17 protein-coding genes are annotated in these 23,053 nt (G+C 32.1%); 3 read left to right on the plus strand and 14 right to left on the minus strand.

Going from position 1 to position 23,053, the window contains the following annotated elements; genetic code table 11:
• The first annotated feature begins 37 nt into the window (after positions 1–37).
• Positions 38–2,395, plus strand: a complete 2,358-nt coding sequence (locus tag BO48_RS13540) for a hypothetical protein (RefSeq protein ID WP_496368139.1) — start codon at positions 38–40, stop codon at positions 2,393–2,395.
• A 178-nt stretch (positions 2,396–2,573) separates the two neighbouring features.
• Here the strand turns inward: BO48_RS13540 and BO48_RS13545 are convergent, their stop codons facing one another.
• The 11 genes from BO48_RS13545 to BO48_RS13595 form a co-directional block, all read right to left on the minus strand.
• Positions 2,574–4,214: a heparinase II/III domain-containing protein gene (locus tag BO48_RS13545; protein ID WP_496368141.1), complete on the minus strand. Its 1,641-nt coding sequence runs from the start codon at positions 4,212–4,214 to the stop codon at positions 2,574–2,576.
• A gap of 39 nt (positions 4,215–4,253) precedes the next feature.
• Positions 4,254–6,200 carry a hypothetical protein gene (locus BO48_RS13550; protein ID WP_496368143.1) on the minus strand — a complete coding sequence of 649 codons (1,947 nt, stop codon included), beginning with the start codon at positions 6,198–6,200 and terminating at the stop codon, positions 4,254–4,256.
• 76 nt (positions 6,201–6,276) lie between these two features.
• On the minus strand, positions 6,277–8,337 hold the full coding sequence (locus BO48_RS13555; protein WP_496368145.1) for a glycosyltransferase family 2 protein: 2,061 nt from the start codon (positions 8,335–8,337) through the stop codon (positions 6,277–6,279).
• A gap of 112 nt (positions 8,338–8,449) precedes the next feature.
• Positions 8,450–9,307, minus strand: a complete 858-nt coding sequence (locus tag BO48_RS13560) for a hypothetical protein (protein WP_496368147.1) — start codon at positions 9,305–9,307, stop codon at positions 8,450–8,452.
• Between the two features lie 16 nt (positions 9,308–9,323).
• Positions 9,324–9,866 carry a hypothetical protein gene (locus BO48_RS13565; protein WP_496368149.1) on the minus strand — a complete coding sequence of 181 codons (543 nt, stop codon included), beginning with the start codon at positions 9,864–9,866 and terminating at the stop codon, positions 9,324–9,326.
• A 10-nt stretch (positions 9,867–9,876) separates the two neighbouring features.
• On the minus strand, positions 9,877–10,680 hold the full coding sequence (locus BO48_RS13570) for a hypothetical protein (RefSeq protein WP_496368151.1): 804 nt from the start codon (positions 10,678–10,680) through the stop codon (positions 9,877–9,879).
• Entirely contained in the window at positions 10,670–13,318 is a 2,649-nt protein-coding gene (locus tag BO48_RS13575; RefSeq protein ID WP_496368153.1) for a glycosyltransferase, read from the minus strand. The genes BO48_RS13570 and BO48_RS13575 overlap by 11 nt, the downstream gene beginning before the upstream one ends.
• Positions 13,319–13,345: 27 nt before the next feature.
• Positions 13,346–14,419 (minus strand): SH3-like domain-containing protein, encoded by a 1,074-nt coding sequence (locus tag BO48_RS13580; protein ID WP_496368155.1) that lies wholly within the window; start codon positions 14,417–14,419, stop codon positions 13,346–13,348.
• 65 nt (positions 14,420–14,484) lie between these two features.
• Entirely contained in the window at positions 14,485–15,738 is a 1,254-nt protein-coding gene (locus BO48_RS13585) for a nucleotide sugar dehydrogenase (protein WP_496368156.1), read from the minus strand.
• Between the two features lie 34 nt (positions 15,739–15,772).
• Positions 15,773–16,408 carry a ParA family protein gene (locus BO48_RS13590; RefSeq protein WP_496368158.1) on the minus strand — a complete coding sequence of 212 codons (636 nt, stop codon included), beginning with the start codon at positions 16,406–16,408 and terminating at the stop codon, positions 15,773–15,775.
• Positions 16,409–16,418: 10 nt separating this feature from the next.
• Complete coding sequence (locus tag BO48_RS13595) at positions 16,419–16,937, minus strand: hypothetical protein (RefSeq protein WP_496368160.1); 519 nt, start codon at positions 16,935–16,937, stop codon at positions 16,419–16,421.
• Positions 16,938–17,030: 93 nt separating this feature from the next.
• Here BO48_RS13595 and BO48_RS13600 point away from each other — a divergent pair, with 93 nt between their 5' ends.
• Positions 17,031–18,254 carry a DUF6270 domain-containing protein gene (locus BO48_RS13600; protein WP_496368162.1) on the plus strand — a complete coding sequence of 408 codons (1,224 nt, stop codon included), beginning with the start codon at positions 17,031–17,033 and terminating at the stop codon, positions 18,252–18,254.
• Between the two features lie 149 nt (positions 18,255–18,403).
• Here the strand turns inward: BO48_RS13600 and BO48_RS13605 are convergent, their stop codons facing one another.
• The 3 genes from BO48_RS13605 to BO48_RS13615 form a co-directional block, all read right to left on the minus strand.
• Positions 18,404–19,459 carry a hypothetical protein gene (locus tag BO48_RS13605; protein ID WP_496368164.1) on the minus strand — a complete coding sequence of 352 codons (1,056 nt, stop codon included), beginning with the start codon at positions 19,457–19,459 and terminating at the stop codon, positions 18,404–18,406.
• 288 nt (positions 19,460–19,747) lie between these two features.
• Positions 19,748–20,656 (minus strand): ABC transporter ATP-binding protein, encoded by a 909-nt coding sequence (locus BO48_RS13610; protein WP_496368166.1) that lies wholly within the window; start codon positions 20,654–20,656, stop codon positions 19,748–19,750.
• Positions 20,657–20,738: 82 nt separating this feature from the next.
• Positions 20,739–21,548, minus strand: coding sequence for an ABC transporter permease (locus tag BO48_RS13615; RefSeq protein ID WP_496368168.1), 810 nt, complete (start codon positions 21,546–21,548; stop codon positions 20,739–20,741).
• Positions 21,549–21,801: 253 nt separating this feature from the next.
• Here BO48_RS13615 and BO48_RS13620 point away from each other — a divergent pair.
• The coding region (locus BO48_RS13620; RefSeq protein WP_496368170.1) for a GW dipeptide domain-containing protein at positions 21,802–23,053 on the plus strand (1,252 nt) is incomplete at its 3' end.

Genomic DNA, 23,053 nt, shown 5'->3' on the forward strand with positions numbered 1-23,053 from the left:
TGTTTATAATTCACTATAATTACATAGAGGTGATATTTTGAATAATAGTGATAAAATGGAAAATAAGAACAATTATTTAGATTATATTTTTGCGGTTGATCAATTAGGTGCTGTAGGTGATGGAAAAGCTGATGACACTAAGCCAGTCGAAGAAGCTATTCAAAAAGCTTTAAAAGTTAATGGCACTGTTATGTTGAGTCCAGGTAAAACCTATAGAATTACTAAAACACTTGCATTTAAAGGCGGAAATAGATCTGTAAAAATCCAATCCAGCGGTAGTGGACCAGGAAAATCTAAATTTTTATTCGATGTAAAAAAAGGAGTAGCCTTAAATTTTTCTGGAGAAGCAGCTGGAAGTTCAAAAACTTTAATTAACAATGAAAAAGCCGGTTCTAAATTTATTTCATTAGATAATATGAATGATATAAAAACAAGACAATTATGTGAAATAAGTTCCACTAAATCTTGGTATCATGACCCTAGACCGCCTGCAAATCCGCCATATAGATGGGTTGGTTATAATATCGGTAAATTGATTGATGGGACAAAAGATACAATAATTTTACCTCAAAATTTCAATCCAAAACCAGAAGATGTACCAGGCAGACACTTTACAATATTAGATGGAGAAAATAAAGGTTACTCAGCAACGGTTACAGAGTACAATGGTGAAACAAAAAAAGCAAAATTCACTCCCGAAATGCCAAAGAAAGTTGATGGAGAAACTTCGTATATATTCCCACAAGCTTTTAAAGGTGAATTAAACGTGGTAGAACGTACTTTATCATCTAAAATAGAACTTAGGAATATACTATTTGACGGCTATCATGTAACCAAAGATGAGAGTGGTCCAGCAAAAGAAAAAGTTACAGTTAACTTATTTAACCCAGTTTCTGTTTTAATTGAGAATGTTGAATTTGACTGGGTTCCTAGTCATAATTTCAGTCAATTTGAAATGATAAGAGTTTTGTATGGTATAGATTGTATTTTTAGAAATGTTACTATTAATAATGCAAGAAGAATGGGGTTTCAAATTGAACGTTCATATAACACTCTTATAGAATCGTGCGGTGTAAGTCATTCTAATAATAATTATCTTGGATATGGGGTAAATATACAAAACTCAACTCATTCTATGATACAGAACTCTTGGTTCTGGGGATGCAGACGTGGCGTGGATTTCGACAGTGTGAGAGATTTTGGTAATGCTTATCCTAGCAGATTGGGTACTGTTGATTCATGTATCAATTACGGTGGCGGGGTCCGAGAACCTAATCGACCAAAAGAAGCCCCATGGTATCCTGAAGGTGACTGGGGAGAAACTAAAGCACGTAACTTTGGTTTTGGTAGTCATGGGCCGGCAGATCATATGACGTATAGCAACAATACAATCATCAATACTTATCGAGGTATTTTCCTTCGGGGAACCAACGAAAGAGTTATAAATAATAAGTTTATCGGGAAAATGGAAGAATGCGTTGGAATATGGTTTGGTGGCAATCATACGATTGAAGGTAATGAATATATCCATCCTTCTATGTCTGGAGAGCTCGATTTTAATGAAAATTATAGAGAAATTCTGAACTTTGATGGTGATAATTTTATTTCTGATTTACCACAAAGGTTCATAGGTATCGCCGTTTTGAACCATGCACCGACTACTTATCAAAGGGGTTTTATCACGGTAAGAAATAACATAGCAAGAGGAATGCGTAAAGAATTCTTCTATCATCAATGGAGCGCAGGTAAATTCATGGAAGATATCTCACTTGAAAACAACCATGTCCTCATATGGCCAGAAAATGAAGATGATGTCGTTCATTTTGTGAATAGCAATCATTCCGGAGAAATAAGAAACTTCTTGGATAAAGACAATTATATTAATGTAAAGAGCGGTAATTTCTATTCATATAGAACAAGAAACCAATTGACAAAAAGCTGTACTATCATACCTGGAGATTCAGAGAAACGCGTATGGTCCAAAAGCAACAAGGATGAGATAAGAACTGAAACCGGTTTTCAACTCTCTGAAGTTCCACAGTTTAAACAAGGTGCTCAATTAGGGTATATATCTGTCAGACCTTATTCAAAAATGAGTGCGTTCCATTGTCAGTTTGAAGGTAATGTCAACCGGTCTAATAATGAAGGACGAGTTGTTGTTGCTCTATTCCGTGGATCGACCTGCATTTCATCTAAATTAGTTTACTGTCCAGGTAAAAATATACCTGTAGATATCTCATTCTATTATATTGATAAACCGAAAATGGATAAAAAAGTAACTTATTCTGTCAGAATCGGGAGTGCAATAGAAGATGAGGACGAAGTGGTGGTGAACCATAAAGATTTCAGTTTAGGAGGCACTACTGGGGCATTACTTACTATTAGAGAAATTTAGGTTTCAAAACTGTTAATCAAAATCATAACCTATGGGATAAGTTAATAAATTCCTAATATAATTTCAAATTTATTATGTTTCAATTAATTTAAGATAAGACTTTATGAAAATATCAGAACAGGTTCTAATACCATTTATGGTATTAGAACCTGTTTTATTATAATTCCATGGGGATTATCTAGAGGGCAACTGTATAATTCTTATTATTAAAGGCGATATTTATGATATCATTTGCCCTTAAAAGGTATAGATTCCCAACTAGCTTTTCATCATAAATCGCTGTCATAAATACACTTTCCTCATTGGTCGCATATTCAAATTGCAATTGGTTCGTTTCAGTCGCTTTACCAAATCCGGTGGTATTTAATGCTACCGGCTTATTTTTATCGCCTTTCACCACTTTGAAAGAATCTATATCGTTAAATTGTTTTACGGAAAGTGTCTCTTCATCCACATTAAGATTTATCTTACTCTCAAGTTTGTCAACCTTTACATTTCTATCAAGATTGAAATTTTGGGTAAATCTCAATTTATGCTTAACGCTTGTATCCACATCATCAATCAGTATGATAAGATTACTATCTTTGAAAACAATGACAGTTCTGGATAATTTCGCACTGCTGCCTGTATAATCCCCATTATATCCCCGAACAATATAATAGTCGGAGCTTTCAAAATAGTGTTCCAATGAAATTTTCCGTGTATATCTATTGCTTTCCTTAATATTGTAATCGAACTCTTTCAAGTAGAAACTGCTATGAGCTTCTTTGGAAATCATATACTTTCTAATTTTATGCTTGCTATAGTTATATGGACCTGGGTCCACAAAGAAATCTTTTTTATTATAATTTAAGGTTATGCTTAAATCATCTTTGTGTTTATGAACTTTTGTACTATAACCACATATATATGTCAAAAATAATGGGGTCGGAGATTCTTGCTGGATGATTGATATTCCTGCTTCTCTATCATAAATGCTGGAATACTTTTTCTTTATTTTCTTATAGCTGTTGCCAGTATCACCAATACTGGTGATTTTCTTATTTGGACGCACTATCAATGCAGAATACTCTTTGGCCAATTTCATATACTCGAGAATATGATTACCCAATGACTCATCACGGTTGTTTAAATACATTTCAATTTCTTCGTACATTCTTAATACCATATTATGGTATTGCGGTGAGTTCTCCAAGTGTACGCCTTTATGACTGAAATTAAACCAAAAGGTGTTTAATGCCCGAGCTACTCCTTTTTGCTTGTAATTATCATCATTTAACACATTGCCCAAGACCATCAAAGATCTATCCATCATCAATCCATGATTATTCAGTTTATGCAATTTATCATTCATTAATACTTCGCCATGCTTCTGCAAAGTATTTTTAAATAATTCATAATCCAACTGCTCACCAATATTTTCAGATATAAAAATAAAATGAATTAAAGCTTGAGTTCGATTCGCAGTTGTATGATCATACCAAATCATTTTGTTATCAGTTGGCTCCTCTGAAAATTTCAACCATGAAAAAATAATCTCTTTGGCTTTATCATAATATTCTTTTCTGTTAGAGTTTTCATATTCCAACAATAATTCGACACAAATTCTCAAAGTGTGAATATACAAAGTATAGCTTTGACCATACTTTTCTTTTTTTATTTCATACCATATATCTTCATTGAATTCAGTTTCATCAAAACCGGGAAAAGGTACGATTTTATTATTCAATGCTTTATCTGATAACTTCTTTGATCTCTCCGAGTATTCTAATAGTTTAAATACATCTACTTCTTTTACATCAAATTTTTGCACCGTCATTTTTAGGCTCCTATTTATATTGACTTAAATATTCATGATCTACTCAATAACTGAATAGGGACTTGTACATAATACCTCCCTATCAAATTTCTCCACGGTATAAACCTCTTTAATATTGCTTATTTTTAAACGAGAGGCCCGCTCCCACGATTGAGATACAGTGGTTTTTAAAGCAACAACTCTTATTTCTAAGACATCCCCTTTTATAAGATTGAATATGGAAATGTTGTTGTTGTATTGCCAGAAAGCTATATCCTCTGATAAGACTAATTTTTCGTTCTTATAAATTTCATATTTTAAATAATTTTTCCCTTTTTTGACAGAATAGGCATTAATCAGATCTAAAGTGATAAATCCTTTTTCTTCATCGAATATCCATTGGATTGAAGCATAATTCCCAGCTTCTATATAATTTTTTGGAATATATAAGGTATGATTGAAATTTGCCACATCATGTATCTTTTGGTCATTATCATCATGAATACTAAATGATGGCACTTTAAAATCAGGTAATTCCATAAGACTCTCTTCTTTTTGCTTTTCTTCATACATGTTTTGGAGTTGATTTATGCCATAAAAATTCAGTATGGGAAGGTTTCTATTTATCAATTCTTTAGTAATATAATTATTTATTCTGTCCTTTAAGTCAAACGACAGCGCTATACAATATAAAACCCTCAGATTCACTGGATTCAAAGAATCAAAGGCTACGTCACTCTCATTAAAAACCTCTGCATGAAATCTTCCTGTTCTGATTTCCCAGTATGCCAAATCAAGTCCGTGATAACCTTCCACCTTCCCATCATAATTATATTTTTTAATTTCTTTTTTTAAATAAGTAAGCAGCTCTTTTGAAACTTCTTCTGATTTTTTCAGTCGCAAGTTAGATATGAATTTCTTTAGTAGAAATGACTCATCTCTTTCTTCATTCAATGAAAGATAGGGGGACTTTAAAACTGCACTGGCATTTCCCCTGATATGGAGTGCATAATCATCCTTACTAAAATCAAGATAATGCGGAATCAGTTTTCTTCCATGTTCGACGATGGTATTACTCGCTAAAATATGATTCAGTTCGTCAGAGACCTGTTTTTTATTGTCACTTAAATAGAAAAATGTATGATCAATTGGTAAATGTTCTATCAATTGATTTACCAAAATTTTATCTTCTTCATACCTTGTTGAAAAGTTGTTCTTTTTCTTAACCTTCTGTTGACTTAATGTATATGTAAAAAATCGAATTCTATCAAAATGCTCTTTACTGATTGCAAATGATAATCGGCTATCATAACCGCCAGTTATAGAATGAACAATATTAGGATAGTTATCAAAATAATAATTTAATTGTTTTCTGATTATCTTTTCAAATAAGACAACTTTTTCGTTAGTCGATAAATGAGTAAAAGGATTTGCTTCTCTAGGAAAATATCTTTTTATTTCTTTTTTATTTAATTCCAATGTATGGTTGGGCAACAAACCATTCACATTATCATAAGGTGTTCTAGTACTGATTTTCGGCAAATTTTTAAACTGAGCTACTAAATTATCTTTACTGGTCTCCTGATTATCAGCTATCAGTTTGACATGTGAACTTACAATATCATTATCCAATGAGTAATATATGCTTCTGGTGCCTGCTGCATCATTATAAAAATTGATATTGTGACCATCACCCACTATGATTACATACCTGCCTCCCAAATAATCTAACATATTTAAAAATTCACTATAATCTACGAAGTATTTCTCGAACAGTATTTCTATCAATTTTTGGTTGCTGAATGAATGTTCAGGATGTGCATAAGTATAGTGACCGTAAATTATTATGAATTTCCCATTTATTTGTTTATGATCAGCTTCCAAAATCCAGTCATAATAAAAGAAATAATCATCATTTACTTGAATTTTTCTAAAATTATCAGGCGCATTTTCTAACATGTTTTTGGAGAAAACGAACCCATAAGGATACATTTGTATTTTTTTCATCACTATCACCCCTCGCTTGCCCATTTTCTATTTTCTTCCAGAGACACAATCATCATTGGACTGAATCACAGATGCGTCACAAAAATCCTTTCACCAGATCATAATTAATATAATTTCTATAAGGCAAGTATAAAGCTATGATTTTTTTTAGAATATCATTCGCTTTAGCTTTTTCAACCTCATCGTTAATCTGATGATATTTGAATAAATACCAACTTCTGAAATAACTATTGAACTTGATTTCCATGTAGTAATGAATCAAGTCTTCATCCTCTAAAAATTCGATCCTTTCTTTTTCCACCTTATAAAATTTATCAAAGAATCGACTGCTGACTGTGTTCGTCACCGATCCTTCTACATATGCATAATAAGAATGGATATTATGATTTATAACTTTTACTTTCCTACACTTTAAAAATAACTGCTGATAAAATAAAGTGTCCTGACCTGCTGCACCTTCTACCATGCTCAAATTATTCTCTTCAATAACTGATTTATTTACTATTAATGCCTGAATACTTTGTACTGTCAACTTGCTCTCAATTAAAGCACTTCTTGTATCTTCAATCACATCATTTTCTACTTTGGAAGAAACTTTCCTAAAATAATTGATTTCGTTCCGTCTAAAATTATCTTCACGTACAATATTCCCAACAACCATATCCAAAGAATAATCACTTAATTTTTCTTTCAGCAACTTACTGAAGCCATCATCAATCGCTTCATTATCTGGATCCAGAAAACTTATTAAGTTACTACTGGCAATCTTCATTCCTTCATTTCTTGGTCTGGAAGCACTGCCTGATCCTTTTTCAAAGCGTTTGTATACAATTTGAGGATAATTATACAATAATTCATCAATGATTCTTCGGGTTACTTTGTCGCTGCTCCCATCATCTACAAAAATAATTTCTATATCACTGAAAATCGATAACTTTAACATACTTAAAAAGCATTTATATTTCAGATATACCCCATTATTATGGATGGGTATGATAACCGATAGATTGGGGTTGTTACTGATATTCTGTTCCCTTTGATATATCGGTATTACATAAGGTGTGTCATTACTGGATTTTATGTAACTATTATTATAGCTCACGGTCTCTTTACCTAAAAAAACAATAGGAAACATTAAAGTTTCTTCCAAGTTGTGCAGATTATCATCAAATTTACATATATAATTTGAAGTATCACCCTGCCTGATATAAATCTGATCGTCAAAGTATTCATTTGTATCCGTCAACTCTGTGGGCACTATTATCGTTTCATCTGTTAAATCTTTTAAAATATCCTCTAAAACATTGATGAATGTGTAGTTAAACATCACTTTATTTCTATTTTCATTCAAAATATCAAATGCAACGCTGTGTTCCAAAGGTTCAATGATATTCAGTTTATTATTGAAGCTTAAAATCACGGAAGGCAATATATTGTTGACGATATAATTATAATTTGTGAATACCACTTTAGAATTAGCAGCATACATCAAGATGGTTTTAATCGGATCATGCTGGTATGGCTGATTATGATAAACATAGACATAACTGAAGTCATAGTCACTGAGTTTGAAGTCCGACTCCTTGATCACATGGATATCCGGATCATTAAATTCCATCAAATTGGATTTGTCATTGATAAGTATATAACTTTGATCAAACTCTTTTAATCTCTTTAGAATATTATTTAAGTTTAACGAGTAACTTCCGCCATCACCTTTGTTTTCACCAATTGTTCGCAAATCTATCAGAATGTTGTTATGAATAGTATTTGAATAATTTACTAATGCTGACGGTAAAAGAAAATCATTAATAGAAAGTGTTTCGTACTTTGATAATCCGTCCTTCAACTCTGAATAATCAACAGGTCCTGTATACACTCGAACTTCATACTTTTTAATAGTCTCTCGAAAAAGATCAAACCATTTTTTATTAGTAATTATATGTACCATCTGAACATTATATTCTGAAGCCAATTCACAAGACTGACGATATTCTTCCAGAAATGACTGTAAATCCTCTTCTTCCACAGTTTGGTCAGAAGGCTCGCTCAATAGCATCAGAGCAGATGAAGTCTCAAGCTCGTCGGATTTAATGTTTAACAGATTTAATTCCTTTGAAAAAATAGTCTTTTCCAAAGTGTAAATATTAAGATTATTCAAGAAAGCATTCATTTTAATAATCGGTATATCATATAAAGATGAAATACCTTTAAAATTATAATCAAAAAACTTACCTAATTTCATTTAATCACCCGTTATCTTTATGGACAAGCATAGAAAAATCATTGTCGAATCTAAGATTTTTATATACAGAATTTTTAAAGTTTTCATACTCTCTCTCTATGTCTTTCAAATTATGGATATTGTCGTTAATGGATCTTACATTATCCAATAACTCCAGTGCCTCTTCATTGCCTGATAATTCTTCAATCAGTTTCCCAACCACAATCTTTTCATCTATAGGAAAATGATCATACTCAACCCAATAATTCGTGCCTTTATACCTTATTCTGTATTTGTCGGTACCTTCCAGATAGCTGATGATTTTTACCTCTGCTTCTTTCTGGATTGTCAATACTTCTTCATTAAATTGGCTTGTTTTATATAATTTGGATCCAGGCATCAGGGTTACTTGTATATCCTCAAATTCATTGTTCAAAAAATTCACATCTGAAATGTTAACTACAAGTCCTAAAGTTTTGGCACCAATTTTATTGATTATAAGATGTAATTTGTCATGCTGTTTGAATGCGTAGTATATTTTCAACAGCTTGTCATCATATTCAGTGAGATTAATGTTTTCTTGGAATTGAATTGATGCATCGATATCGGCTGATTTAATTTTCGCAAACAAATTGGGCAACCTGTATAACCTTATGGAATCATCTAAAGATGTATAACCTAATTCGCCAGTGGGCATTTCTATTTTATGATAATATATTCCGTTTTTTACTGTTATTTGATGTGATTTTATAATTTTTTGGTGGAGAGACTGAGATAAGCCACTCACTGCTTTACTCGAAATATCAGAGTAAATGAATTGGTTTTCCTCTTCTAAAAAAAGAAAGGTCTTATCTCTGAATATATCCAAATTCTTGTTGATCAAATTTGTTACGTATTCGTTAATCAGAACTATCACCTGCCTTTAGAGAATGTAACATAATATTCTTGAGTTTTGCTTTTCCTACATTCTCCAATTTGAAAGTTAATCTACAACTTTCTTCACCATTTCTAAATATGATTTTGGTTGAATTTTCGATTATCTCATGTAAACGTGTTTTTTCAACTTGGTTATAAAATACCAAAAACGGTCTTATTGATATGCCATTTTCTTCATAGTTTAGACTTAAATAATAATTCATGTCAGAAGTACGTTTAATCAGTGGGTTGGCAGGTATTTCATTAAAATTATTATCTAATGTCATATAAGACACATAAACTTGTTTATGTGAATGAGGAGATGCTTGGATTAATAAACCACCCTTTGAACTCTCAATATCAATTTCTTTTCTATTATTATAAAAAAGACCCTTATCAACGGATAAACTGCTTTTTTCTGCAAAGTTAAAAGGGAAGTATTTTTCAATAATATCACCGTGCATATTATCATATATATTTTTTTCAGCAACTTTTTCAAAGTTCTTTTTATAGATTTTCAGATTCACGATAAACACCTCATCTCTTTTTCAATAATTGTTGATAATATTTATGATAATCGTTCAGTTTATTATCAAGTGTAAAAAAAAGTGATGTTATTAAACATTCTTGGAGCGTGGTGGGGAAATGATCTTCAATCGCATAGGATATATCAACATTATCTTCATCTATCCAAATATCTTTGCCACCCAAGTGAAAACGGATTTTTCTTTCTTTAGTTAAAATATATTTGGAATTGAAAGTCTTATCCATATCCTGGATCTCTTTGAATGGTTTATTCAAATTTGCATCCATAAAAGTTTGGCATCTTCTTTTTAAACTGAACTCCGTTTCGTATTTATACAAATGATCCAACTCTTGCGGTGGAAAGAAACCTAATAATGAATTTTGATAGATCAGCCCTTCATACACTACGTCGTTAAAAAAAGAATAGAATGTAGAATACACTATCTTACCTTCATGTATGACTGAATTATCTTCTAAGTGTATATTCATTGCCTCATTAAACTCATTTTTTAATATACTATTTTCAAGAATCTTCACCTGCTCCCTTTTTTTGGGGAACAACATGATGCTGTCTTTAGGAGAAAAATAGCCTAACTTCTTATCATTTTTCTCGATTTCATAAAAATGGTCTTCGCCCAATGCTAAAATTCGTCTGACTTTAACCAGTTGAAAATTCAGATCGGATGATCTATACGTGATTTCCTGCAGATTTGTATTACTGTAAATATTTATTGTTTCCTTTTCTTTTATCAATATATAAAAAAAACTATTTAAATTATTGTTAAAAAGATGAATTTCAAACTTTTTAAAATTCATAACTTCCCCCTAGAACACTATCTTCCTGTGAAATTTCACTTTTCAACTCTTCGATACTATATTTCAAATCTTCGTCGTATCGAGGGGAGTATTTATCGTAAAGTTTTAAAATCTCAAGGAATATTTTTATAGATTCAATCCTGTTCTCATCAGGCACCCTGTTTAACCGGGTCAGATACCATTGTCTCACATAAGAATTGAATCGTACATTCAAGTATACATCTACTAAACCATACCTCTCTAGATATGGAAGTCGTTCTTTTTCCAATTTCAAATATTTGTTAAAGAATTTAGGAGAAACAGTGTTTGTTACACTTCCACTCACAGCAGCGTAATATACATGAATAGTCTTACTTACTCCAAGTAAACTTTTCGAATTGAGCACTAATTCCTGATAAAACATCGTATCCTGCCCAGCAGCCCCTTCAACCATTTTTATATCGTTATCTATGATCACAGATTTTCTTACAATTAATGCTTGAATACTTTGTACTCTCAACTCTGAACGTATAAGGAATTCTTTCGGGTCGGTTACCAGCGATTTGCCATCATTATTTCTTTTTAAAATATCCGTGTATTTTCCTGCATTTCTTCTATCACTATCTTCTTTAATAATATTTCCAACTACCATATCTACATCATTATTCTTTATTGAATCTAATAAGTTATGATAACCATCACCAATTGCCTCATTATCCGGATCCAGATAAGTGATATAATCCGTTGTTGCAGCTCTGACACCCTGGTTCCTTGGTTTGGAGGCACTGCCTGAGCCTGCTTCATTTTCAATGTAGACGATATCCGGGTGTCTTCTTCTTAATCGTTCTATTATTTTAACTGTAGTTTCGTCGGTGCTGCCATCATTTACAAAAATAATTTCCATCTTATTGAAACTGCTGGATCGTTTTAAACTTGCAAAGCATTTCTCTTCCAAGTATGTTCCATTATTGTGGATGGGTACTATTACACTCAGTTCTTTCTTCTGTATATTAAGCGGAGCTCCATCGTTGTTAGCGTTTACTAACTCCACATCATCCAAATTGTAACCATTACTCATCTCGTCAGTTGTATCAAAAGTTTCATAAGAATCAGCATGAAACATCGTTTTAAAATTATCCTGTACGTTATCTATATAGTTATGTGATTCATATCCATCATTTTTTGTTACAAAATCAACATCCGTATACTTAAAAGCTGTAACCATATCTTCGAGATAATATTCTTCGTATAAATAATCTTCATCAAAGAAAGTAATGTAGGCAAACTGATCTATATCGGTATCGGAAAGTTCATTCATGAGAATCATGGTTTTGTTCTTATATATTTGACGGTTAAAACTGCCTATATTATTAATGTGATTATTTTTTAATACCACCAATATTGAATCATTTTCATCAGTAGGTTTTAATCCCAGTGTAGAGCCGATTTGTTGAATTCTATTGAAAGTGGTATGTTCTTTAAAAACATTCCTAATCCCTTTAGCCTGCAATTCTCTCAAATCTTTTTCATTTGTTCTGTATATAAGGTTAAAATCCGAAGCAGTATTGACAATCCGTATATTTGGAAACATATTATTGATACCTGTGTTGTAGTTCGACAACAAGATATTTCCAAATGCCTGTAATTCATATACCCTGTTAGCGAACATCGTTTCAGAGTATTTGACAGAGTTCATATTGATACTCCAACGCAGCACTTTATGTAATTTCATCAATTTATCGTGAATTACAGGAGGCGCTAAATTTTCAAGATATTTTGAAGGGAATTGATATCTGGGATTTTCCAGTCTTAAATTCCTGTCTATTATTGTGAATGGTGCATTTGTCGATTTGATGGCATCGAATAATTTTTGAGTCTCATTCATTCTGACCGGGTATTTTGATAACCAACTTCCTGCAAAAAGTATATCGTTCTTAAATTGCTCAGCAGCTTCTCCTCTGGACCCCACCGGATTATGAATGTAGGGGTTAATACCAAACTGTAGTACATTAACATTCTTATTGCCTGTATATTCTATATAATTTTTGACGCTCTCAAGCGCGCTTGTAAAAATATATTTACAATGTAAGGCCATAGATTTAAAAAGATGAAAATTGACTGGATCTTCTTTGGAATAGAATACTGTCGGAACACCCTCTTTATTATAAGCTTCGATTAATTCAATCAAACGGTCCCGTTTTTCATTGCTTGGATGGGCCACTCCTTCCCAGGAGTTGTCAATTCCTTTCCACGTCGTAGCAAATATGACAAAATCAAAGTTTTTCACTTCTGTTTCATTCCATGATATATACTCTATATTTGCTACATCTTTAAAAGAATTGTACAGAAACTCGTCTGCAATAATTCCAATGTTATAATCCAACGGAGTAAAGTATCGACTGCCGGTGCTCATAATAATATTTTCAATCGAGTTCTGATATTTCTCTAAAGCTTTTTCCCTGCCCATATCCTGAAATTTCAAGTAATAGAAGGGGTCGGATTTAACTCTTTGTGAATAATTTTTACTATATTCATTTGCATTTATTGTTGGATCCAAATCATTGATCATTTCATTAAGTGTTGCAGCAAAGTTTTTATCCATTTCGCTTCTGTATCTGGATAGATTTTCTTCCAGTTTATTCAATTGATTACTATCCATTTTCTTCCTCCAGTTTTTTGCTTACGCTCACTGACCATCATTCAATTTCTGATTCAGTTTTCTTAATTTATCTTCCACTACATTCATTCTTGATTTGTATTTATCTTTCTGTTGTTCAAGACGGTCGTTGTAATCCTTTTTTTGTTCCAATCTCTGGTTGCTTAATCTAAGTTCTTTTAATATTTTTGCATTCTCTTTTTTCAAGCTGGCTAGCTCTTTTTTTAAATATTTTACTCTTTCATCAGAATCATCATTATCTTCATGTGTTTCTGTATGTTTATTTAATAGTCCACTATCCCTGGCCTCAATGTAAGACTTTGCTGAGAGGACTGTTTTAACAATCTCTTTGCTTTTACGCCTCTCTAAATCAACACTGTAAAAAATATCATCGATATATTTTTGCTCCAATGATCTTTCTTTGATGTTTTCAGTCAAATTGCCGATTCTATCTTCCAACCCATTTAAAGAAATCCAATAAAAATCTTTTTTGTTGATTTTAATCCTTCCCAATTTATTATTTTTAAAGATTAATATGATTTGTGGATCTTCAAAATACAGCTCTTCTGTAACGGTTTTTTTCATATCACTATTTTTAAATAGCTCTAGCCCTATAATTTCTTCTTTAGTTAATTCAATATTACACTGAATCATTTTTTCAAAATTTTTTTTTGGATGAAAGCCGAAAAACTTCTCTTTGATAAATACGCCATATAGCCAATCACCCTCGTAGTATATCTCAGATTTTATATTCAGTAATCTATTTGCGAAATGGGCTTTAAAATCCTTTTCCAACTCCATTTTCCTGTTTATGGAAGCAACTTCAAAATCTTCTTCTATAAAACGGAAAACTTCTTTTTCAAAACGAAAAATTTGTAAAGAGTCTGATAATGAAATCCAACCTAATTTTTGGTCATCATATTGAATTTCTGAATATATCTCCCCATCTATTTCTTCTTCTTGAATGACCGTGATTACACCATATAAATATTCATCTGCAGCTTTGACATTCTCACTATTATTAAGATTTTTATAAATCTTTTTCTTTTCATCTTCTATTAAGATGTACTGTTTCGGATAGCTTAACTTTTTGAGTGTTTCCATATATACTCCTAAAAATTCCGTCATTATAATAGATACCGAATAGCTTGGCTATCCGGTATAATAAATTAAAGCTTTTGTATATTACCGTACTTATAATACTTAACTTCGTTAAAACCGTCACCCATGACATTTTTCGTATCAAAGATCACTTTGTCTTTCATCGTCTCAAAGTTTGAATCCGTTAGCATTTTGAATTCACTGTGATCGCTCAGGACGAGTACCAGAGAAGAATCCTGGACCGCTTCTTCCAAGTTTTTCTCTACGAAGTCCATCTTAACATGTGGATCAAAGGCATTCACTTCTATACCTTCTTCTTTTCTGAGTAATTCATATATATCAAATGCCGGAGACTCACGGATGTCATCGACATCTCCTTTATATGTCAGACCAAATACAGTCACTTTTTTGCCACCTAATTTATCCAAAATGAATTTAGTATAATCCACGACATATTCAGGCATTGATACGTTGATGTTACGTGCAAGCTGAATTAATGGGGACTGTTCAGGTGCTTCTGAAATGATGAAATACGGATCAACTGCCAGGCAGTGTCCGCCGACACCTGGTCCCGGTGTATGTACGTTGACACGTGGATGTTTGTTTGCCATTTCAATGACTTCATGAACATTGATGTCAAGGTGATTACAAATTTTTGCGAGTTCATTTGCCAGTGCAATGTTCACATCTCTATATGTATTCTCCATAAGTTTGGACATTTCCGCCGTCTTCGCTTTAGTTTCAATCATTTCGCCTTTTACAAATGTGCCGTATACTTTCTTACCCGCTTCAACACAGGCCGGTGTCATACCACCGATGATACGGTTGTTGTTAATAAGCTCTTCCATGATTTTACCAGGTAACACACGCTCCGGGCAGTGAACCAGGTAAATGTCTTCACCAATTTTAAAACCTTGCTTTTCAAGATATGGGGCGACATGGTCATCCATCGTTCTCGGTGCAATCGTCGACTCGACAATAACAGTGTCACCTTTTTTAAGTAACGGCACGATACTTTCCACGCCTGACATTACGATTGAAATGTCACATGATTTAAATTCATCTTCCTTGTTCGGAGTCGGTACTGCAATGATATAAGCATCCGCCTCTTCAGCTTTAGTGGAAGCTTTGAATTTACCTGTTGCAAGCACCTGCTCAAACGCTGCCTGCAGACCCGGTTCTTCAATGTGGATTTGTCCGTCATTCAGCATATCCACTGCTTCCTGTTTAATATCCACTCCAACTACTTCCACACCATGTTTTGCGAACATGATAGATGTTGGTAAACCAATATAACCTAACCCAATCGTTGTTAACTTCATTTAAAAGGACACCTTACTTTCATAGAGTATAATTTTAATTATCTTTTCTTAGTATACCAAAACTTCTTATATTGAACACCTTAAATTTGTCAATATGTTTCTTCAATAACTTTTTGTCATTATTCTTGCTGTTTACTATGGTAATCGCGCTGTCTGACAACTCATATATATTGGCATAATAATTGAACGACTTCATTTCCGGCCCGACGACTATCAAAAGATCATAATAATTTGTCAACGGCTCCAGTTTACTCTTCAAATCATACTGGTTTACAGTGGTCGCAAACTCATCCTCATCAATTTCTTCGATACCTATTGTGTCCAGATCATCATACTGAGTACGTGTAATCGCCTCGCTGATATACGCTGAATTTTCCAATTGCGATATCAGTGCTGCTTTCTTCTCTGTCTGCAAATATTCGTTAATACATCCTGAATTATGATGATCCAGATTGACAAGCAATACTTTCTTCTTCAACTGTGTCAGTAAATAACCGATATGTACGGCCGATTCGATTGTCGCCTCCCTGTTATCGATTGAGCTGAACAAAACAGATTTGTAATTGCTTTCTTCCACACCGTTTTTTATCACTATGGCCGTTTCATATAAATGACTCAATGTATTTTCAGAAATCTCATTCGTTGATGTCTTACTTTGACTGCGTTGCATATTTAGCCTCCTAGAAAGTTCCTAAAGTCTTTTCACCTAAGTAATATTCAAAATCTTCATCTGTAGAGATGTTTCTGTTCAACAGGGAGACTACCAAGCCGATGATGAAACCGACGAATAGTGACAATACGATTATGAATATTTTCAGTGCATTATTTTCCATCTGATAAATGTTAGCGCCACTTGTACCGGACACTGAATATCCCTGTTCACTGATGATGTTGTCTGCCTGAGATTTTACTGCATCAATATTGCTTCTGTTGTCAGTATGTATATTCAACTGCAGTATATTGGAATCAGGCTGCTGAGTGATTTCCGCTGTCTTTACAATGGACTGGTTATTCACATTCTCGTTCAATAATGCATTCAATTCACCACTTGTATTTGGTGAAACATCACCTTCTGTTGTATAATATTCTTCGTACTCATAAGATCCGGCGGGAATCACCAGATTAATCAGTGTACCGATCACGCCAAAGATTAAAACCAATATGATGACATTCAAAGCATTCTTCTTTAAAAAGTACATAGTCAATCTCCTCTAGTCGTTATACAAATATTATTATACTATTATATGAATCATTTATAAATTAATGATACTAAATTTCGAGGTGCAATGTTAATGAAAATTGATATAATCGGAAGTAAATTCACAAGAAAGCTGACCGAGTTTAAAAACTTCCGTTTTGAAGTGAACAATATAGTTGAAGGACAGAGCGTCCTTTCTTTGTTATCTGATCCTTATGAAACAACCATGAAAGAAATCAACACCACTGATTTGAATGAAATTACTGTAGCATATCGTGATCTTAATAAATTACTATATTCCAACCTGAAAAATTCTGATTCAGAAATATTGATTGTGGAATTATTAAGTGAGTTGAACAGTGTCTCTGAATTCAATCATTCGTACTATAACACTTCTTCTCTTGAGCTTTTGAATGAGGAAGTGAAATATAGAACTTTATCAAATATCGAGAAATTCAGAGCCCTGCAAAGAAATATGAATGCATTTCTAAGATTGTTAAAGCAGTATGATAAAGTGATTTTTATAAAAATATTACCCAAAAGGGAAGAACATAAAGATTTTATAGAAGGATTATATAAAACGTTGGAAGACAACGTTGAACAAAAATTGATATTAACTGTAGAGAATGATGTTTTAGATGAAAAATTAGAAGCACCGCTTGAATTTTATAATAAAGTCAACGATGATTTAAGAAAGTTTTCCTCTGATAATTATTATAATCAATTATTATTTGATGAATCTTTGAAAAGCAATATTCTCTCAGTTTATATCAATCATGTAGAAGAAAGAGAGTATATTTATGAATTATACAAAAATGGAAAACCATTTAAATCCTCTGAACCGACTACTGAGAGATATTTTGCGTTCCAACTGGATGAGCCGGCTAAATATAGAATCAGGGTGAATCTCACCAATGAGGAAGTTAATTCAAGATTTTCTCAAACTTATGAGTATACCTCCGATAGTTATTCAGATGTAAGTATAGATAACATTGATTATGTAGAAATACCTTCAACAGCAAATATGTGGATGCTAGATGTCATTATACAGAAAAAGGTTTTTACAGGTTTAATAGGGAATCCATATAAATTTCCAGAAGGTTATGCTGGCTATGAAGTTTTTCTTCCTGAAGAAATTAAGACTGAAAAATATTTAAAACAGGAAGAATTATATAATTATGCTGTTCAACTTATTGTTGATATGAGCGAAGAAGAGTTTAGTGTTTTTATTAAAAATAATAAACAAATAAAGAAAAGAAGCTCTCTTATTTATGAGTTTTTAATATATATACACAGAACAAAACCGAGTGAATTCTAATGATTTACTCGGTTTTAACACATATAAAGTTCAAGTGTATATTACATTAGTATAATTTTGAAAAAAAGGTAATATTAATAGATAATTATGGATTAAATTTATATACTGAAGAATATCGGAGATAGTAAAAATTATTTGTTTTCACAAATTTATTGAATACTTTTTTTATAATCAGCCAATAATTGATCTATAAGATCAAAAATAGATTTTTTCGGTTTTCCCTTCCATGGATAATGATGCATCCTTAAATTAGCATTTGGGGTCACTTCTAACACAGTAGCATTTTTATCATCAAATTCACTATAAAGTATATCTACTCCTCCAGTGTTTAACCCAGGTATAGCTTCAACAGCATCCTCTGCCAGCTTTTTTAATCTATTACTCACAAGATGACTTATTTCGTAACTATCTCCACCTAAAGAAATATTAGAAGAATTGTGCAAAAACAATACTCTATCACTATCTACTATGTCATTGTATTGAAACCCCATTTTATCTAGATTATATTTTAAAGTATCATTTAGCTTTATCGGTAAATTTTTTAAATGTGGATTTGCTAATCTCTCTTTATTTTTTTGATCAATTAATTCTTTTATCGTATGCTTTCCATCACCAATGATATTGGCTGGAACTCTTAAAATAGCAGAGTTGAACTTTCCCTCAATTACCAAGAAGCGTGACTCAATCCCATTAGCCATAGGTTGAATCATCAAATTTTTTTCTAACTTCATATTTCTATAGGCTTTTTTAGCAACTGACCAGGCAAAGTTTAAATTTTCAATATCTACATTTAAAGTAATCCCCCGCCCTGCATTCAAGTTTGTTGGTTTTACAGCCATTAATTTGTCTTGGCCTTCTATATAACGTTTTGCACGATCATATTCATCTATCTTAAATATTGTTGAGGCAGTCGTCTTAATATTTTTAGACGATAAATATTTTTCTGTTTCAAATTTATCATTAGATATCTTTAATCCCTTTTCTGTTGAGGTTGATGCTCTTTGACCGCTGATTGAGGCAAATAAACTTTCATTATAAAACATCTCAATCTTTTTTTTACTTATTTTAGAGGCATCACAACCGTCAATGCCTTTAACATAAGATATAGCCAATTCTAATGTACTTTGATTGCTTTCCTTATATTTATTAGGCTTTAAATCTTTTAATTCTTCTAAGAGTATTGTTTTTAAAATAGTAAAATCCATAAATTGATCATTCCTCATTTAATAATTGCAATAACAATAAATTAAAATAATATCATAAACTATTATTCAATCAGGACAAAAAATTCTCAAGGTTATAATAAATTCAGATTTAATATGAAAATACACACAATTCCATCTGCCCATACATCGTTTTTAATAAATACATACGAGATGTTGTGGTTACTGTTAAAATTTTTCTATGACAGATAATATCAAACTGTCTTAAAGTGTTAAACGCCATAAGAGATTATAGCTAGTCTATTCAGTACAGTCTATTTAAAATCTAAACTACCAATTAAGTGTTTGACCAATGACACTTCCTACAAATAATAGAAACAATGAAAAACCTATCATGATATTTGATATAGATAATTTATTTTTTTCTATATTTACCGCATCACCTTGTTCTCTTTGTTGTTGATGCATTTTTTCTTTGTACTGTTTTTGTTCATCTTTAGTTAGTAACTTAAATTGATTTATAAATTCATTGTAATTCTCTATAACTGGTTCAACATCGTCGAATTTCTGCATTTGTCCAAATTGAATCCATACGGCTTTATTACACCATTTACTTACCTGACTAGTGGAGTGTGAAACAAAAAAGATTGTTTTACCTTGTTCCTGAAATTCTTGTATCTTAGCAAAACATTTCTCTACGAATGTTTCATCCCCCACAGATAGTGCTTCATCTACTATTAGAACATCCGGATCTGTATGAATCGCAATTGCAAATCCAAGCTTAGATTTCATACCACTGGAATAGTTTTTTATAGGTTGTTCCAAAAACTCATCCAATTCACTAAATTCTACGATATCGTCAAATCTTTCATCTATTTTCTTTTCAGTCAAGCCATGCATTACACATTTCATTCTTATGTTTTCATATCCGTTTAATTCCTGATTTAATCCAGCGTTTACCGCGATTAATGAGCTTTTTCCACGAATATCAATTACACCTGAAGTAGGTTGGTTCACTTCTGCTATTATATCTGACAAGGTTGATTTACCAGAACCATTTAATCCAATGATACCAACCGAATCCCCAGCGTCTACTTCAAAATTAATATCCCTTAAAGCAAAAAAAGGCTTTCCTTTATATAAATATCCAAAAGTAAAAAGTGATATCACTTTAGATATCTTACCTCTATTTAAATCGTATACTTTTGCGACATCCTTAACTTTGACTTTATAGGTCATCTTACCGTCACCTCTACTCTTAAAATGAGATTTTGATATATTTATATTGTCTCTTTCCTATATCGTTTAAAATGCATTCAATTTATATATAATCTACAATAGTTTTTCTAAATCTATAGTGAATGTGGACTCCTATATAAAATAAGAAGAGTGTTAGAGCCCAAAAGTAGAAGTGGTCAAAAACATCTCCATAAAACACTCCCGTTTCTAAAACAAACGCTGTTCTATAAGTCATAATCAAGTAAGCAAAAGGGTTGTAAGTCGCAATATTCTGCAATAAAGTATTTGCCTCTTCTAATGACCAAAAAATTGGACTGATAAAAAAGAACATCCTCATTACGTTTTGAAAAACATTTTTTAAGTCTCTGATAATAATAGTCAAAGTAGACATTATTAAGCCTAGACTAAATATCAATGAGACTGAAGCTATCAAAAAATAGATAAAAACAAGATAGTTCATCGGTGAAGAATATCCATTGAATAATGATATTACTACTAAAATACCAGTAGTAATTAACAACCCTCTTATACCCCCTGCGATATTTACTGTAAGTAATATACTTGACGGGAATTTCATCTTCGTAACCAACCCTATTTGTGATTGAATTGCACCAGCTGCTGAATTTACTGCTCCTGATAAAAACATCCAAGGAAACAATCCTGATATTAAGTGTACGATAAATGGGAGTCCTCCCACATCTCCACGTTCACCACGTAAACCCAAGCCAAAGACTATGTAATATAACACCACTTGAATAATTGGCATAATTATAATCCAAAGTAGACCTAGGTAGTGATTGGCATATGCTGATTTTAAATTATATTTATTTAAGGTAATAATTAATTTTCTATTGTCCCATTGTTCTTTTAATATATATAAGTGTGGTAACATCTTAATGCCTCGATTCCAAACAACTATAGTATAACCTACTGCACTACTCAATAATTTATTATAGAACTATTTTTTTGCAATGTCACTAGAAGTTGTTATTATGAATTTCTATTATAAACATTTTTCACTATCTCAGAAGTCGAATCATTCATGATAATATTACAAACATATTACTTTTTAACAGTTTCAAACAAAATATACAAATTTTTTATATAATATACTTATCAACTAGTAAGGGAGAAATATTGAATATATGAAATATAAATACCGGTTATTCGTTCCGTCTCTTGTTATGACAAGCCTATTTGCATCAACCATGCTTGTCTCAGCGAATGAAAGTGAACATAATGATTATGAGCAACAAAATATTTTCGACGAAGATTTTTATGAAATTTCTTCTACTGAACAAGAAAATCAGGTTCAGAGTGAACGTCCTACTAATCAGAAACAAACTATAGATTCAGAATCACCTGATTTTGAATTAGAAGAAAATCTTTCAGCTGAAACTGAAGAACAACCCTTAACTGAAGATAAAGAAGTAATACCTCCCAGTGAAAGCATCGAAAATAAAGAAATACATAATGAGGATTTAGAAAAGGATTTAGATACAGAAAACACTGAATCAAATTCTGTAAAAGAATCGATCGACCAAGAATTACCTTCAGAAAACAATTCTGAAAATGATGAAACTAATTCTGGTCAGGAAGAACTGTTATTAGATAATGATAGTAAAGAAATCGATTCTGAAAATGGTTATTCAAATTCTGTAAAAGAATCAATTGACCAAGAATCATCTTTAGAAAATAATTCTGAAAGGACTGAACCTAATTATAATCAGGAAAAACAATTATTAGATACTGATATTGACGAGATACTGGTGGAGAATGAAGCAAATTTCGAAAAAAAGAATATAGAAACTGGTAATGATAATGATCAAAACAAAAACTTAGATGAACTACAAGATAAAGGAAGTATTCATTCAGACAGTCTAGAAACTGAAAACAAAAAACATAATAATACATTAACCACAGACTCACTTGATAAGAAGGAAGAAAACACTAGTGTAATGAGTAAATCCACTCAAATCAAGGATGCTTCTGTTCCAGTATACTCAGATGCACAATTTGCTTCTAAAATTAAAAATAGTAATAACTCAGGCTTCTACAGTTCAATCAGCCGCGGAGAGTCTGTATCCGCTCAAAATTTTCTAAATAAGACTTTATTTATCGACCACCAAGCAGATTATGATGGCACCACTTATTATCGTGTACTTGATGGATTCGACGGACCTTCCCAAGGGTGGATGAAGGAAAAGGATTTGAATTTATTTTATCATTCTAATCCGTCCAACCATCGCAAAGATTATTATATCGACTCGGATAATAATCACCGATATTTACTTGATGAACCATGGGGCTCGTCAAACCAACGAGTGAAACAGCTAAATCAATACGATCACAACGCCATTTTCAATGCAGAAAAATCAATTAAGCTTGGTGCACTGA

This window comes from Lacicoccus kunmingensis DSM 17847 (assembly GCF_059568765.1).